The following is a 14099-nucleotide window of genomic DNA, read 5'->3' on the forward strand; positions in this document are numbered from 1 at the left end:
GCCCGGGCGCTCAGGCGCCCGTGCCCCGTCGGTCGGCGAGGAAGGACCGCACGGCGTCCCAGGTGGGCAGCAGACCCTGCGCGTGCGCCTCGTCGAACGTCGGGGCCTGGGAGTCCTTGTCCGAGAGCCGCGGGGTGAGCGCACGGCCACGGCGGTCCGTCGTCGGCCACTCGATCGCGAGACCCGGGTCCAACGGGTGGATCCCGTGCTCTCTGCCCGGCGCGTAGGGTGCCGAGCAGAGGTAGGCGACGGTCGAGCCGTCCTCGAGCGAGCAGAACGCGTGCCCGAGGCCCTCGCTCAGATAGACGGCGCGGCGGTCGACGTCGTCGAGCAGCACCGAGTCCCAGCGGCCGAAGGTCGGCGAGCCGACGCGGATGTCCACCACGACGTCCAGCACCGCGCCGCTCACGCAGGTCACGTACTTGGCCTGGCTCGGCGGGACGTCGGCGAAGTGCACCCCCCGGACGACCCCGGCGGCGGAGACCGACAGGTTCGCCTGCCGGAGGTCGAGGTCGTGTCCGACCGTCGCAGCGAACTCGCTGCCCTGGAACCACTCGAGGAACACGCCTCGGTCGTCGCCGAACTGGCGCGGCGTGAGCTCCCATGCGCCGGGGATGTCGAGCTCTCGGATCTTCACGGTCATCTCTCCGTCGGTCGGGGTCGGGGCTCGTCGTCCGTCGCTCGTTCGCCGGTGGGAACGGCTCTGCCCAGCCGCTCCGCGAGGAGGAAGACGCCGAGCGCGGCGACCGATCCGGTGACGAGCACGGTCAGCGGGGTCGGGGCGAGGACGTCCCACCACCAGCGGGGGTCGCCGTCGAGGTTCGCCACCGGCGTCTCGATGCCGACGGTGAACCTCCGGATCGTGGTGAACAGTGCGACGGCCGCAGCGAGCGCCAGCGCCACCGCTCCGGTGACGCCTTGTGCCCGGGTCCACTCGACCTTGCCGCGGGCGGTCGCCACGGTGAGGACGCCGACGAGCAGGACGAGCACGGGCAGGAGGTAGCGAGGCTGGACGAACGAGCCGGGGAGCACCCCCGACTGCTGGTGCAGGAGCGTCGGCATGCCCCACAGCGCGCCGAGGGCGACGATCGCCGCGACCAGGGTCCGGGGCGTGGCCTTGCCGAGGCCGAGGAACACGGCGGCGGAGAGGACGGCCCAGACGAGGACGGGGACGAGGGCCGGGAGGGGGACGTCGAACCAGCCGAGGCCCCACCCGCCGACGGCTCCGATCCACAGGTCCGGGACCTCGAGCACGGTGCGGAAGGTGTCCCACACGCCGAGCGGCGGTCCTCCGGGTCCGTCGCTGAAGCCGCCGCTCACCTGACCGCCCTGCGTCGAGCTCAGGTAGAAGAGCGCGCCGACCGCCGCGATGACGGCGCCCGCCACGGCCGGGACGACGAGGCGGCGGTCGCGGCGGAGAGAGAGGATCGCGACGATGCCGACGGCGAGGCACGCGTAGACGCCCGCGTCGCCTCGTGCCCCCGCGCCGAGGAAGCCGGCGAGCACGGCGAGCAGGGCCAGCCCGATCTGGCGGCGGCCCTCGACGAGCGTGCTCGCGTAGAGCGCGAGCCACGTCACGCCCGCCGCGAGGTACGCCCACGAGCTGGGGTTGGTCGACGGGACGACGAACAACCCGAGCGGGACCGCCGTGACGGCGAACGGCAGGACGGCGCTGCGCCGGAGCGGCCGCGGGACCAGGGCGGCCACCCCGGTGACGAGCCCGACGAAGAGGAGCGCGTTGAACCCCCGCATGAGCAGGACGGACGTCTCGACGTCGGTCGACGCGAACGCCGACATCGTCGCGTAGAAGACCGGGGGATAGAGGTGCACCGTGTTGACGCGGTCCGTCTCGACGAGCTCGGTCGAGTCGGACCAGCAGGACGCGTCGCGAGCGGCGTCCCGGGCGTAGCAAGGCTCGCCCGCGACCGCTGCCGGGACGAGTCGCGTGAGCTCCTCGGAGCCCTGCTCGCACAGGCCGTCCCGCTCGCCGAGCCCGCACCAGATCGACGGGAGGTGGAAGTCGTCGTCGGGGCTCGAGCCGACCGGCGTGGCGAATCCCCATGCGAGGAGGGCGACCAGGGCGAGGAGGGGGAGCGCGACCCAGGTGGCCGTCCGGCGGGCGCGGGAAGGTCCGCCGATCTCAGGGGTCATGGTTGGTCATCCTACGAGACCGGGGCCTCCACTACGCTCGTCTGGTCATCGCCCACAGGATCGGAGGTCGCTCGTGCACTGGTTGGTCACGGGAGGGACGGGCATGCTCGGCACGGACCTCGCGGGTCGGCTCGCCGAGCGGGGGGAGCAGGTGTGGGCTCCGTCGTCCCGGGAGCTCGACGTGCTGGACGCCCGGAGCGTGGAGGACGCGGTCGCCGCGGTCGACGTCGTCGTCAACTGCGCCGCGTGGACGGACGTCGACGGCGCGGAGCAGCACGAGTCCGACGCTTTCGCCGTGAACGCCCTCGGTGCCGGCGTCCTCGCGCGAGCGTGCGCCCGTGCCGGGCGCCGCCTCGTCCACATCTCGACCGACTACGTCTTCGCGGGCACGGCCGACGCGCCCTACCGCGTCGACGACGCGCCGACGCCCGTGTCCGCGTACGGGCGGACGAAGCTCGCGGGCGAGTGGGCGGTCCTTGCGGCGTCTCCGGCGAACCTGGTGGTGCGCACGGCGTGGCTCTACGGCGCGCGGGGCGCCTGCTTCCCCCGGACCATCGCCCGGCTCCTGCGCGAGCGCGGTGGGGTCGACGTCGTGGCCGACCAGGTCGGCCAGCCCACCTGGACGCGGGACGTGGCCGAGGCCGTCGACCGCCTCGTGGTGACCGGCGCCCCCGGTGGCGTGTACCACGCGACGGCGAGCGGCGCGTGCTCCTGGTTCGAGTTCGCGCGCGCGGTCGCGGTCGCCGCCGGCCAGGACCCCGAGAGCGTGCGGCCGACGACCAGCGAGGCGTTCGTGCGTCCGGCGCCGCGTCCTGCGTACTCGGTGCTCGACCACGCGCCCCTGGCGGCGGTCGGGGTGCCCGTGATCGCCCAGTGGGAGGAGCGGTGGCGGACGGCCGCCGCCGAGGTCCTCGCGGGCTGACGGTCGGCGCAGCCGCCGACCGCCGTCGTCAGGGGGTGAGGAGGCCGAGCAGATAGCTCCCGTAGCCGGACTTCACGAGCTTCTCGGCGCGGGTGCGCAGCTCGTCGTCGGTGAGGAAGCCCCGGCGCCACGCGACCTCCTCGGGCGAACCGACCTTCAGGCCCTGCCGGTTCTCGATCGTACGGACGAAGTCCGACGCCTCGAGGAGGGAGTCGAAGGTCCCGGTGTCGAGCCAGGCCGTGCCGCGGGGCAGCACCTCGACGTGGAGCCGCCCCTGGCGGAGGTACTCCGCGTTGACGTCGGTGATCTCGTACTCGCCCCGGGCCGACGGCTCGAGGTCGCGGGCGATCGCCACGACGTCGTTGTCGTAGAAGTACAGTCCGGGCACCGCGTAGCTCGAGCTTGGGTGCTGCGGCTTCTCCTCGAGCGAGAGGGCCTTGCCGTCCTCGTCGAACTCGACGACACCGTAGGCGGTCGGGTCGGAGACCCGGTAGGCGAACACCGCGCCGCCGTCGAGGCCCTCGAACCGCGAGAGGCGCGTACCGAGGCCCGGGCCGTAGAAGATGTTGTCGCCCAGGACGAGCGCCGCGGAGTCCGACCCGATGAAGTCCGCACCGAGGACGAACGCCTGCGCGAGCCCGTTGGGCTCCGCCTGGACGGTGTACGAGATGGAGATGCCGAACTGCGAGCCGTCGCCCAGCAGCCGACGGAACTGCTCGGCGTCGTGCGGGGTCGTGATGACGAGGACGTCGCGGATGCCCGCGAGGATCAGGGTCGACAGGGGGTAGTAGATCATCGGCTTGTCGTAGACCGGCACGAGCTGCTTGCTCACACCGAGCGTGATCGGGTGCAGTCGCGTGCCGGAGCCGCCGGCCAGGATGATTCCACGCATGGGCGCCATCCTCCCACGCGCGCGATCTCGACGGGCTCGTCTCGCTCATGCCGGCACGTGCCCGTGCACGACGAACTCGTTGTAGACGAAGTACCGGCCCGTCCAACGGGGGAACGGGAAGGACCGCGACCCGTCCACGACGACACCGAGCGCGTCGAGCGCCTGCGCGATCCTCCGGTCGTCGACGAAGTCGGTGTGGGTGGGGTCCGACGCGAAACCGCGCTCCTGGGGGCACACCACGAGCACCCGGGCGCCCGCCGCGAGCCGCTCGACGTACGGGCGCAGCATCTCGACCTGGCTGCCCTGCTCGACGTGCTCGAGCACGTGCGAGACGAGGAGGGCGTCGAAGGGCGGGAGCCGCCCGTCGGCGCTCGCGTCCAGGAAGCCCTCGGGGGTGAGTGCGTCCATCCCGAGGCTCCGGCAGAAGGCGACCGACGCGGGGTTGTGGTCCACCCCGAGGCTGCCCGGGGAGAGGTGGCGGAGGTTGCGCCCGATGCCGCACCCCAGGTCGAGCGTCCGGCGCGCCCCCAGGTGGTGTCGGACGATCCACCGGTACGGGGCCTGCACGTGCAGGATCCGCTTCCAGCGGGCGCCCTGGAGCTCGCGCAGACGACGCGTGTACTCGGCGTCCTCCGTGCTCGCGGCGCGTGCCGTGGCGTCGCCCGGCCCGCTGGGTACGGGGTCTGCGGCCGGCTGGTCGTCGGGTCGGGTCACGGGCACCTCGCTCGGGGTCGCACCTGTCCTCGATCCGCCCACGATAGCCGCGCGGTCTCTCCGAGGGGAGACACCACCAAGGCGGTCAGGCCGGCGTCACCTGCTCCTGGGCGAGGAGCCGACGAAACCGCTCGGGGTCGGAGCCCAGAGCCGTCGCGGTGGCGGGGGAGACGAGGACGACGGACCCGTCGGCAGCCCAGGTCGCGAGCACCCGGCGCAGGATCGAGGCCGTCGCCGGGTCCCCGTCGTCCCCGTCCCCGGAGGGCGGCGTCGGGGACAGGAGCTGCCGACCGCCGGCGGCCCGGTCGACCAGGTGCGCGTGGTCCCACGACGAGGGGGGTGCGGAGAGCGCCTCGAGCCCGGGCTCGACCGCGGGCGCCCAGCCGATCCGGTCGCCGTAGGTCATGACCGCGGACGCGGCGTCGATCGCCCCCGCCGGGAGGTCGCCGTCGAACCGGCGGGCGAGCGCCGGCAGCGCGACGGCGACGAGCTCGGCGCGCGTCCCGGTCCAGCGGTCGGGGCGCGTCGTCACGACGACGTCCGGTCGCGTGGTGCCGTCGTCCGGCATAGCGTCGTCCTCGACGGGCGCGAGCACGACCGTCGTTCCGACGCGCCATGCGGCGAGCGCCCAGACGACCGTGCGCCAATGGACCGGAAGGTCGAGAACGACCCGCGTGCCGGGGCCGGCGTCGAATTCTTCGACGAGAAGGTTGGTCGTCTTGTTGACCCAGTTCTCGAGCACCGCGCCGGAGAGCTCGACGCGCTCGCCGTCGTCGCCGTACCACGTGAGCCGCGGTCGGCCGGGGTCTCGCGTGAGGAGACTCAGCAGGTCAGCGACGTGCGTGGGGCGGTCGTCGCGCGGGGTCGGGGGATGGGGAGCGGTCACCATGGACACCACCCTAGAGCGCTGATATCGCGTCCCGACATGTCGGAATTTCACCCCTCGCCTCCTCGTCGCTATCACATTTCGGCTTGACGCCCGCGGACGACACGCGTGTAATTTCTTCAATGCAGTTTCCGGCGGGGTTCTCGCCACGAGGCCCGGCGAACGGCATGAAGGGGCGCACGATGTGGAACATGCTGGACGGGACGGGAGGGGCTTTCCCCTCCGACGCTGAACGAGAGGTGGAGCGCGTGGCACCGGTGCTGCCGCTCTTCGGCGAGCCGGTCGACGACTCGCTCATGGGTTGGCAGGAGCGGGCGCTCTGCGCCCAGACGGACCCGGAGGCCTTCTTCCCGGAGAAGGGCGGGTCCACGCGCGAGGCCAAGAAGGTCTGCACGGGCTGCGAGGTCCGCGCGGAGTGCCTGGAGTACGCGCTCGAGAACGACGAGCGGTTCGGCATCTGGGGCGGCCTCTCGGAGCGGGAGCGCCGCAAGCTCAAGCGCCGCGTCGTCTGACGACGAGCGTCGCCCGGTCCGGATCGGCCGCGTGCCGCACCGGGCCGCCTCGTGACGGGGTCACGACACCCCGCCACACCGGGGCGCGCAAATGCCGCGCCCGGAGCCGTGTCCGTCGCATGATCGACGGGACATGACTTCCTCCGACCTGACCACGTCCGCGCGCAGCGCCCGCCCCGGCGACGTCACGCCGGGGGCGGCCGCGCGTGCCGCTGCGGTGCCGGGCGTCGTCGCGGCACCCGAGATCGTCGCTGCCGTCACCGGGGCGCTGCCCGTCGTCACGACCGTCACCGCAGTCGTCGTCACGCGCGGGAGCACGCCGTTCCTCGCGCAGACGATGGCCGCCCTGCGCGCCCAGACGACGAGCCCGCACGCGGTCGTCGTGGTCGACGCCGCCACCGGTGACGCGACGCGCGAGCACCAGGGGCTCCAGCTCGGCGACGCGCGGTTCGTCGCTGCTCCGCGCGCCCGCTCGTTCGGGGACGCGGTCGACGCCGCGCTCGCGCACGTCGAACCGGGCACGTGGCTCTGGCTGCTCCACGACGACTCGGCGCCCGCTCCCGACGCGCTCGCCGAGCTCCTGCGCGCGGTCGAGCACTCGACCGCGGTCGCGGTGGCGGGACCCAAGCAGGAGCGGTGGACGGTCGGCACGGGAGCCGAGCCCGCCGCGCCGTTCGAGCCGGGCACGGCGAGCCGCCTCGTCGAGGTCGGCGTCACGACGACGCCGCTGGGGCGCCGCATGACCGGGATCGACGACGACGAGATCGACCAGGGCCAGCACGACGCGCGCGACGACGTGCTCGCCGTCGGGCTCGCGGGCGCGCTCGTGCGCCGCACGGTGTGGCTCGAGCTCGGCGGGACCGACCCCGAGTACGGCCCGTTCGGCGACGGTCTCGACCTGTGCCGCCGGGCACGGCTCGCCGGGCACCGCGTGATCGTCGTGCCGTCCGCGGTGGTGCGGCACGCCCAGGCGTCGCTGCTCGGTCTGCGGGACCGGCGGCGCGGGGCGACCACGCTCCCCGCGCCGGACCCCGGCTCGTCCTCCGCCGCGCGGCGCCGGTCGCAGCTGCACGCGCGACTCGTCGGGGTCGCGGCACCGTGGCTCCCGTTCGTCGCGCTGGCCATGATCCTCGGTGCGCCGTTCCACGCCGCGTACCGGTTGCTCGTCAAGCAGCCCGGCCACGCGCGGGACGAGCTGCTCGCGCCGCTGTGGGCGCTCGCCCGGGTCGGGCCCGTGTGGCGCGCGCGGCGCGCGGCCCGACGGACCCGCAGGCTCCCGCGCGGTGCGCTGCGCCCGTTGCGCGGCACGTGGCGCGAGGTGCTCGCCGAGCGGCGCGACCGTCGTCTGGCGCGGGCGGAGCAGCGGCGCACGGCGTGGGCCCCGACCGACATCGAGCGGCGCGAGCTGCGCGCGCTCGCGCTGCGGCGACGGGCGGGGCTCGCTGCGACGGCCGTCGCCCTCGTGGCGTACACCGCCCTCGTGTTCGGCCCGCTCGCGGGGGCGCTGCTCGCCGGCGGGCGCCTCGTCGGCGGCTCGTTGCTGCCGGCGACGGGCACGCTGGGCGACGTCTGGCGTGCCGCGACGACCGGGTGGGTCTCGACCGGCCTCGGGGCGCCCGCCCCGGCCGACCCCTACGTCACGGCGCTCGTCCCCGCCTCGCTGCTCGCGGGGGGCGCGACCCAGACCGCCGTCAACCTGCTCGTGCCGGCCTGCTTCGTCGCCGCGGGTCTGGGCGCGTGGTTCGCCGCGGGCGCCCTGGTCCGCTCGGTCCCGGCGCGCGCCTGGGCCACGCTCGTGTGGGTCGCCGCGCCGGCCCTGCTCGCCGCCGTGGGCGCGGGCCGGGTGGGCGCCGTGCTCGTGCACGCCACGCTGCCGTGGCTCGCGCTCGCGGTGGTCCGCGCGCTCGGGCTCCAGCGTGTCGACACGGTCGCGCCGGCCGCGCCCGACGCCGCGCGTCCGGTCCCGCGGCGCGAGCCGGGGTCGCTCGCCGCGGCGGCGACCGCGGGCCTGCTCTTCGCCGTCGTCGTCGCCGGCTCGCCCGTCCTCCTCCCGGTCGGCGTCCTCGTGCTCGTGGTGGTCGCGGTCGGGGTGCCCGCGCACCGCCGCTACCTCGCCCTCGTCCCCGTCCCGGCCCTCGTGCTCTTCGCGCCGTTCCTCGTGCACGTGGCGAGGACGGCGGGCGACGGCGGGTGGCGCCTCCTGCTCGCCGACCCCGGTGCGCCCGTCGCGGCCGCGGCCGCGCCGCCGTGGCAGCTGCTCCTCGGTCTGCCGGTGTCGCCGGGCGCGTGGTTCGGGCTCGACGGCTCGGGCGCCGTCGACCTGCTCGCGCGGTGGGCGCCGTTCGCCGCCGGGGCGGTCGTCGTGGCGCTCGCCGCCGTGGCCGTGCTCCGCGGGCGCCGCCTCGCCGTCGGCGCGTGGTTCGTCGCGGCGATCGGCCTCGCGACGGCGATCCTCGCCGGCTCGACCGTCGTCGGGGCGGGCGCGTCGCCGGACGCCCCCGTGACGGGCTGGCCCGGCGCGGGCACCTCGCTCGCGCTCCTCGCGCTCCTCGGAGCCGCGCTCGTGGGTGCGCCCCGACTGCCCGACGGCGGCGCCCCGCCCTGGCGGTCCGGTGCCGTCGTCGCGCTCGGCCTCGTCGTCACGCTGCTCCCGCTGGGCACCGCGGCGTCGTGGACGGCGGGCGTCCTCGACCGGGACGACGCGCGGGTCGGCGACGTCCGCGCGACGACCCAGCCCGTCGTCCCGCCGGTCGGCCGCCAGATGCAGTCCTCCCCGCGCCAGGCCCGGGTGCTCAGCCTCGAGATCGGTCCGGGCGGCGTGGTCGAGTACGCGGCCCTGCGCTCCGACGGCCCGCAGGCCGTCGACTCCTCGGTCGTCGTCGAGGCGTGGCAGGCCGCGGACCCCGGCGCGACCGAGGGCGAGCTGCCCCGGGTGGTCGCCGACCTCGTCTCCGGCACGTCCGCCGACGTGAGCGACGGCCTCGGGCGCCTCGGCGTGGGCGCCGTGCTCCTACCGGCGTCGGCGGAGCAGGACCAGGCGCGCGCGGAGCTCGTGGCGCGGCTCGACACGGTGCCCGGTCTCGAGCGCATGACGGAGGGGCAGTCGGGGCTGGTGTGGCGCGTGGCGCCCGACGGCCTCGACCCCGCCTACGCGCGGGTCGAGTCGTCCGCGGGGTCACAGCCGCTCGACGCCGACCGCCAGGCGCTGCGACCGGTCGACGCGGTCGTGCCGGCGGGGGCCGAGGACCGCGTGGTCGTGCTCGCGGAGGACGCCTCGCCCGGGTGGCGGGCGACGCTCGACGGCCGACCCCTGGAGGCCGTCGACCCGTCGACCACCGGCGGGCTCCAGGCGTTCGCTTTGGGAGGCGCGGACGGTCGGCTCGAGGTGTTCCACGCGGCCGACCACCGGTCGGGCTGGATGACGGCGGCAGGGATCACCCTGCTCGTGTACGTGCTGCTCGCGGTGCCGGTGCGGCGTCGTCGGGCGGGGACGAGGTAGCGCGGTGACGACGGAGAACGAGACGGGCGAGGGCCGGGCGGCGGCGGACGGGGCGACCGTCGGGACGTCCCGCAGCCGGCGGCGCGGGGTGGTGCGCCGGGTCACGACGACGGGCGCCGGCCTGGTCGGGATGCTCGCGGTCGGCGCCGTGGCCGCGTTCGGGAGCACGGGTGCGACGCTGGTCCCCGCCGCGCCGCCCCCCGCCGACCCGGTCGAGCGGGTCGCCGTCGAGCCGGCCCCGGAGGTCACGGTCTGCCCGGGGCCCGCGCGCCTCACCGACCCGGAGACGGTCGGCGACGCGCAGTTCGGTCCCGCGCCGGTCGGCACCGAGAGCAGCCTGCGCGCGGTCGTGGCGGGCGCCGGGTCGGCCGAGATCGGCACGTTCGACGGCACGGCCGCGCGCACCGGCGCCCGGGCGCTGGATCGCGCCCCCGACGCCGACGTCACGGTGAGCACCGTCGAGGACCCTGGCGCGGGCAGCGTCCTGACCGTGCGCCCGGGCGACGGGGCGGCGCCGCGGGTCGCGGCGTCGGTCGGGTCCGTGACGACCGCCGGCGACCTGCGCGGCCTCGCCGCGGCGAGCTGCGCGCGGCCCGGCATCAGCCAGTGGCTCGTGGGCGGGAGCACCCAGATCGGCAGCAGCACCCAGCTCGTGCTGCAGAACCCGGGGCTCACGCCCGCCGTCGTGCAGGTCGACGTCTGGGGCCAGGGCGGGGCCGCGGTGCTCTCCGGGGGCGGGCAGCAGCTCGTGGGCCCGGGCGAGGAGGTCGTGACGCTCGTCGAGGCGGCCGCCCCCGAGCAGCGGCGTCTCGTCGTGCACGTCGCGGCGACGGGCGGGCTCGTCTCCGCCTACCTCCAGCACTCCACGCTCGACGGGCTGGTCCCGCTCGGCGTCGACTACGTCGTCCCCGGCGCGGACCCCGCGCACGACCTGGCGCTCGCGGGCGTCGCGAGCATCGGCGAGGCCGTCGACGACCCGCACGCGCCGCAGCTCCGCCTCCTCGCCCCCGGCGACCAGGCGGGGACCGCGCAGGTGACGGTCTACGGGGCGGACGGGCCCGTCCCGCTGCGCGGCGTGGAGGACGTCGCCCTCACGCCGGGGGTCGTCACCGACGTCTCGCTCGGGGGGCTGCCCGCGGGGTCGTACGCCGTGGCCGTGCACGCGGACGTCCCCGTCGTCGCGGGGGCGTCGGTCGACCGGCGAGGCGAGGCCGACCCCGACCTGCTGCACGAGGAGCGTCAGTACGACCGGGCGTGGATCGCCGCGCGGGCGCTGGTGCCCCCCGCGGAGGACGCCCCGGCCGTGGCGGACGACGCGCGGGCCGGTCAGGTCGCGCTCGTCCCCGGCACGACGTCGGTCCTGACGCTCGCGGCAGTCCCGGCGACGGGCCCGGCGGAGGACGGCGACGACGCGGCCGGACGCCTCGAGCTCCGCGTCCGCGCCTACGACGAGGACGGCGCCGAGGCCGGGACGACGACCGTGGCGCTCGCCGCCGGCACGACGCAGACGCTCGACCCGTCCGCGCTGGTGGCGGAGGGATCCGACGCCACGGTCGCGGCCGTGACGGTCGACGTCGTCGGTCCGCGCGGGGACCTGGAGCCGGTCTGGTCGGTCACGGCGAGCGCGGGTCACCCGAGCGGGGACGACGGCGACGAGACCCCGAGCCTGCTCTCGGTGCTCCTGCCCGTGGCCGACGCCCCCGCGCCCGGGACCGTCGCGGTCCGTGCCTCGGGCACCGCGGGCCTCGGGGGCTAGGGAGCGACGCGGGTCAGCGGTCGCCGGTGTACCGGGGGTCGATCTCCTCCGGCGTGCGCGCGAGCAGGTGGGCGACCTGCTCCACGAGCACGTCGCGGACGAGGTCCTCCAGGTCCTCGGCGTCGAACGCGCGGGCCTCGACCGGCCGTCGGTAGACGACGATGCGCGCGGGCTGACCCGACTCCGCGGGGAAGCACCGGCCGAGCGGGACGCCGCCGTCCTCCCAGGGGGCAGGGTCGGACGGCGGCACGTCCTCGACCGCGAACTCCGTCCCGCGCAGCTGCTTGGCCCACGAGCGCTCGACCCGCTCGACGACGTCGACGACGACGTCGTCGAACTTCTCCGCCCGCGTGCGGCTCGCCGGTGCGGTGGGCGGCAGGAGCGGCCCGCGGATCCCGCGACCCCGGCGGTCCCGGCGTCGCGGCACCGGACCCTGACCGCCCGGGCCGGGCGCCCGAGGCAGGATGACGAGCTCGTCGAACGAGACGGGGGGCGGGGCGGGGGTCGCCCGGCGCGACCAGCGGTCGCGGGCCCGGCGCCCCTTGCCGGCGGGCTCGGGCCGCGAGCCGGGGGACGGAGTGTTGCCACGCACACCACGACTCTAGCCCGCCGCCGCCCGGCGCAGCGCGCCCACCTGCGGCGGCGCGGGCGCTCGGACGGCGTGTGGCGGCCCCACGACACGCCAGGAAGGCGTAAGGTCAGCGCGTGAGATCCGTCAGGCAGTGCTCGCGCACGGCGTGCGTCCGTGCCGCCGTCGCGACCCTCACCTACGTCTACGCCGACTCCACGGCGGTCCTCGGCCCGCTCGCGCACCTCGCCGAGCCGCACTCCTACGACCTGTGCGCCGAGCACGCGGAGCGCCTCACCGCACCGCGCGGCTGGGAGGTCGTGCGGCTGTCGCCCCAGTTCGTCGAGACCGGCCCGAGCGACGACGACCTGTCGGCGCTCGCGGACGCGGTGCGCGAGGCCGGCAAGGTCCGGACGGAGCCGGAGCCGCCGGACGTCACCGAGGTGGGGCGACGCGGCCACCTGCGCGTCCTGCGCGCCGAGGGCGACTGACCCCGACGCACCCCCGTGCCCCCGCCTCGGTAGGGTGGGCGGCGTGACGACCGACCTCTCCCACCTCATCAAGGCGTACGACGTCCGCGGCACCGTCCCGGACCAGCTCAACCCTCAGGTGGCGAAGGCCATCGGTGCCGCGTTCGCCCGTGCGGTCGTGCTCCCCGAGGCGCCGGCCCCCGCAGGCGACGCGCCCGCCCGGGCGAGCGTCGTCGTCGGGCACGACATGCGGGACTCCGGGCCGGAGCTCGTGGACGCGTTCGCGGCGGGTCTCGTCGAGGCCGGGGTCGACGTCGTGCGCATCGGGCTGTGCTCGACGGACGGGCTCTACCACGCGTCCGGCGTCCTCGGTGCGCCCGGCGCGATGTTCACCGCGAGCCACAACCCCGCGGTCTACAACGGGATCAAGCTGTGCCGCGCGGGCGCGCGCCCGGTGGGCCAGGACTCGGGGCTCGCGGAGGTCCGCCGGCTCGCGGAGGGGTACCTCGACGACGGCCTCCCCGCCGCCGCGGACGAGCCGGGGACGGTCACCGACCGCGACACGCTCCCGGACTACGCGGCGTTCCTGCGCTCGCTCGTCGACCTGTCGGGGATCCGGCCGCTCAAGGTCGTGGTCGACGCCGGCAACGGGATGGGTGGCTACACCGTCCCGGCCGTCCTGGGCACGGGCGCGGGCCTGCCCGCGCTGCCGCTCGACGTCGTGCCGCTGTACTTCGAGCTCGACGGCACGTTCCCGAACCACGAGGCGAACCCGCTCGACCCGAAGAACCTGCTCGACCTGCAGGCCGCCGTCGTGGAGCACGACGCCGACCTCGGGCTCGCGTTCGACGGGGACGCCGACCGCTGCTTCGTCGTCGACGAGCACGGCGACCCGGTGTCGCCGTCGGCGATCACGGCGCTCGTCGGGCTGCGCGAGGTCGCGAAGGAGGTCGAGGCGGGGCGCACGCCGACCGTGATCCACAACCTCATCACGTCGCGGGCCGTGCCCGACTTCCTCGGGGCCGCCGGCGCCCGGACCGTGCGCACGCGCGTCGGCCACTCGTTCATCAAGGCGCAGATGGCCCAGAACGACGCCGTGTTCGGCGGCGAGCACAGCGCGCACTACTACTTCCGCGACTTCTTCTTCGCCGACACGGGGATGCTCGCGGCGATGCACGTGCTCGCCGCCCTCGGGTCGCAGCCGCACCCCCTCTCGGCGCTCGGGGAGATGTACGAGCCGTACGTCGCCTCGGGCGAGATCAACTCGACCGTGGCCGACGTGCCGGCGGCCCGGGCGCGCGTCGTCGAGGCGTACGTGACGCAGCAGGGCGGCGGGCCGGTCGAGGTCGACGAGCTCGACGGGCTGACCGTCTCGCACTGGGACTCCCACCCGCAGTGGTGGTTCAACCTCCGCGCCTCGAACACCGAGCCGCTGCTGCGGCTCAACGTCGAGGCCGCCGACGAGGACATCATGGAGAAGGTGCGCGACGACGTCCTGTCGCTCGTGCGCACGCACGACGACGAGGAGCGAGCATGAGCCTGGAGATCGACCCCTGGGTGCGCGAGGCCCTGCGCTGCCCCGTGACCGGCGCACGCCTGGTGGACGGCACCGGCCCCTCCGGGGAGCCGGAGCTGCACTCCACCGATCCCGACCGCCCCCTCGCGTACCCGGTGCGCGACGGCATCCCGGTCCTGCTGGAGGACGACGCGCGCGAGCTCTGAGGACCGC

13 protein-coding genes are annotated in these 14099 nt (G+C 75.8%); 7 read left to right on the top strand and 6 right to left on the bottom strand.

Translation table 11 applies throughout. The features are described 5' to 3' along the window. Nucleotides 1-10: 10 nt before the first annotated feature. Both NHH00_RS14185 and NHH00_RS14190 read right to left on the bottom strand, forming a co-directional pair. Nucleotides 11-637 carry a dTDP-4-dehydrorhamnose 3,5-epimerase family protein gene (locus tag NHH00_RS14185; protein ID WP_253053207.1) on the bottom strand — a complete coding sequence of 209 codons (627 nt, stop codon included), beginning with the start codon at nucleotides 635-637 and terminating at the stop codon, nucleotides 11-13. A 2-nt stretch (nucleotides 638-639) separates the two neighbouring features. Then, a complete protein-coding gene (locus tag NHH00_RS14190) occupies nucleotides 640-2151 on the bottom strand; it encodes a DUF2142 domain-containing protein (protein ID WP_253053209.1) in 1512 nt (503 codons plus the stop codon). A gap of 73 nt (nucleotides 2152-2224) precedes the next feature. Between NHH00_RS14190 and rfbD the strand changes: the two genes are divergently transcribed. Continuing rightward, complete coding sequence (rfbD, locus tag NHH00_RS14195) at nucleotides 2225-3073, top strand: dTDP-4-dehydrorhamnose reductase (protein WP_308202313.1); 849 nt, start codon at nucleotides 2225-2227, stop codon at nucleotides 3071-3073. Between the two features lie 28 nt (nucleotides 3074-3101). Here the strand turns inward: rfbD and rfbA are convergent, their stop codons facing one another. The 3 genes from rfbA to NHH00_RS14210 all read right to left on the bottom strand — a co-directional run bounded on the left by rfbA (nucleotide 3102) and on the right by NHH00_RS14210 (nucleotide 5568). Beyond that, a complete protein-coding gene (gene rfbA, locus NHH00_RS14200) occupies nucleotides 3102-3965 on the bottom strand; it encodes a glucose-1-phosphate thymidylyltransferase RfbA (RefSeq protein ID WP_253053213.1) in 864 nt (287 codons plus the stop codon). 45 nt (nucleotides 3966-4010) lie between these two features. After that, on the bottom strand, nucleotides 4011-4679 hold the full coding sequence (locus NHH00_RS14205) for a class I SAM-dependent methyltransferase (protein WP_253053215.1): 669 nt from the start codon (nucleotides 4677-4679) through the stop codon (nucleotides 4011-4013). An 85-nt stretch (nucleotides 4680-4764) separates the two neighbouring features. After that, complete coding sequence (locus NHH00_RS14210; RefSeq protein WP_253053217.1) at nucleotides 4765-5568, bottom strand: TIGR03089 family protein; 804 nt, start codon at nucleotides 5566-5568, stop codon at nucleotides 4765-4767. Nucleotides 5569-5747: 179 nt separating this feature from the next. Here NHH00_RS14210 and NHH00_RS14215 point away from each other — a divergent pair, with 179 nt between their 5' ends. From NHH00_RS14215 to NHH00_RS14225, 3 genes are all read left to right on the top strand, one after another. Then, on the top strand, nucleotides 5748-6077 hold the full coding sequence (locus NHH00_RS14215) for a WhiB family transcriptional regulator (protein ID WP_275892227.1): 330 nt from the start codon (nucleotides 5748-5750) through the stop codon (nucleotides 6075-6077). Nucleotides 6078-6210: 133 nt separating this feature from the next. Then, on the top strand, nucleotides 6211-9576 hold the full coding sequence (locus NHH00_RS14220) for a glycosyltransferase (RefSeq protein WP_253053219.1): 3366 nt from the start codon (nucleotides 6211-6213) through the stop codon (nucleotides 9574-9576). A gap of 4 nt (nucleotides 9577-9580) precedes the next feature. Continuing rightward, a complete protein-coding gene (locus NHH00_RS14225) occupies nucleotides 9581-11332 on the top strand; it encodes a DUF5719 family protein (RefSeq protein ID WP_253053221.1) in 1752 nt (583 codons plus the stop codon). 13 nt (nucleotides 11333-11345) lie between these two features. Here the strand turns inward: NHH00_RS14225 and NHH00_RS21130 are convergent, their stop codons facing one another. Then, on the bottom strand, nucleotides 11346-11924 hold the full coding sequence (locus NHH00_RS21130) for a metallopeptidase family protein (protein ID WP_308202314.1): 579 nt from the start codon (nucleotides 11922-11924) through the stop codon (nucleotides 11346-11348). A gap of 113 nt (nucleotides 11925-12037) precedes the next feature. Between NHH00_RS21130 and NHH00_RS14235 the strand changes: the two genes are divergently transcribed. Genes NHH00_RS14235 through NHH00_RS14245 form a run of 3 tightly spaced genes read left to right on the top strand, consistent with a single transcriptional unit; the run spans nucleotide 12038 to nucleotide 14092 of the window. After that, nucleotides 12038-12391 carry a DUF3499 domain-containing protein gene (locus NHH00_RS14235; RefSeq protein ID WP_047232115.1) on the top strand — a complete coding sequence of 118 codons (354 nt, stop codon included), beginning with the start codon at nucleotides 12038-12040 and terminating at the stop codon, nucleotides 12389-12391. 43 nt (nucleotides 12392-12434) lie between these two features. Further along, complete coding sequence (locus NHH00_RS14240) at nucleotides 12435-13907, top strand: phosphomannomutase/phosphoglucomutase (protein WP_253053223.1); 1473 nt, start codon at nucleotides 12435-12437, stop codon at nucleotides 13905-13907. Next, on the top strand, nucleotides 13904-14092 hold the full coding sequence (locus tag NHH00_RS14245; RefSeq protein ID WP_253053225.1) for a Trm112 family protein: 189 nt from the start codon (nucleotides 13904-13906) through the stop codon (nucleotides 14090-14092). Before NHH00_RS14240 ends, NHH00_RS14245 begins: the two co-directional genes overlap by 4 nt. The last annotated feature ends 7 nt before the right edge of the window (nucleotides 14093-14099 follow it).

This window comes from Cellulosimicrobium cellulans, assembly GCF_024124905.1.
GTDB classification, from domain to species: Bacteria; Actinomycetota; Actinomycetes; order Actinomycetales; family Cellulomonadaceae; genus Cellulosimicrobium; species Cellulosimicrobium cellulans_G.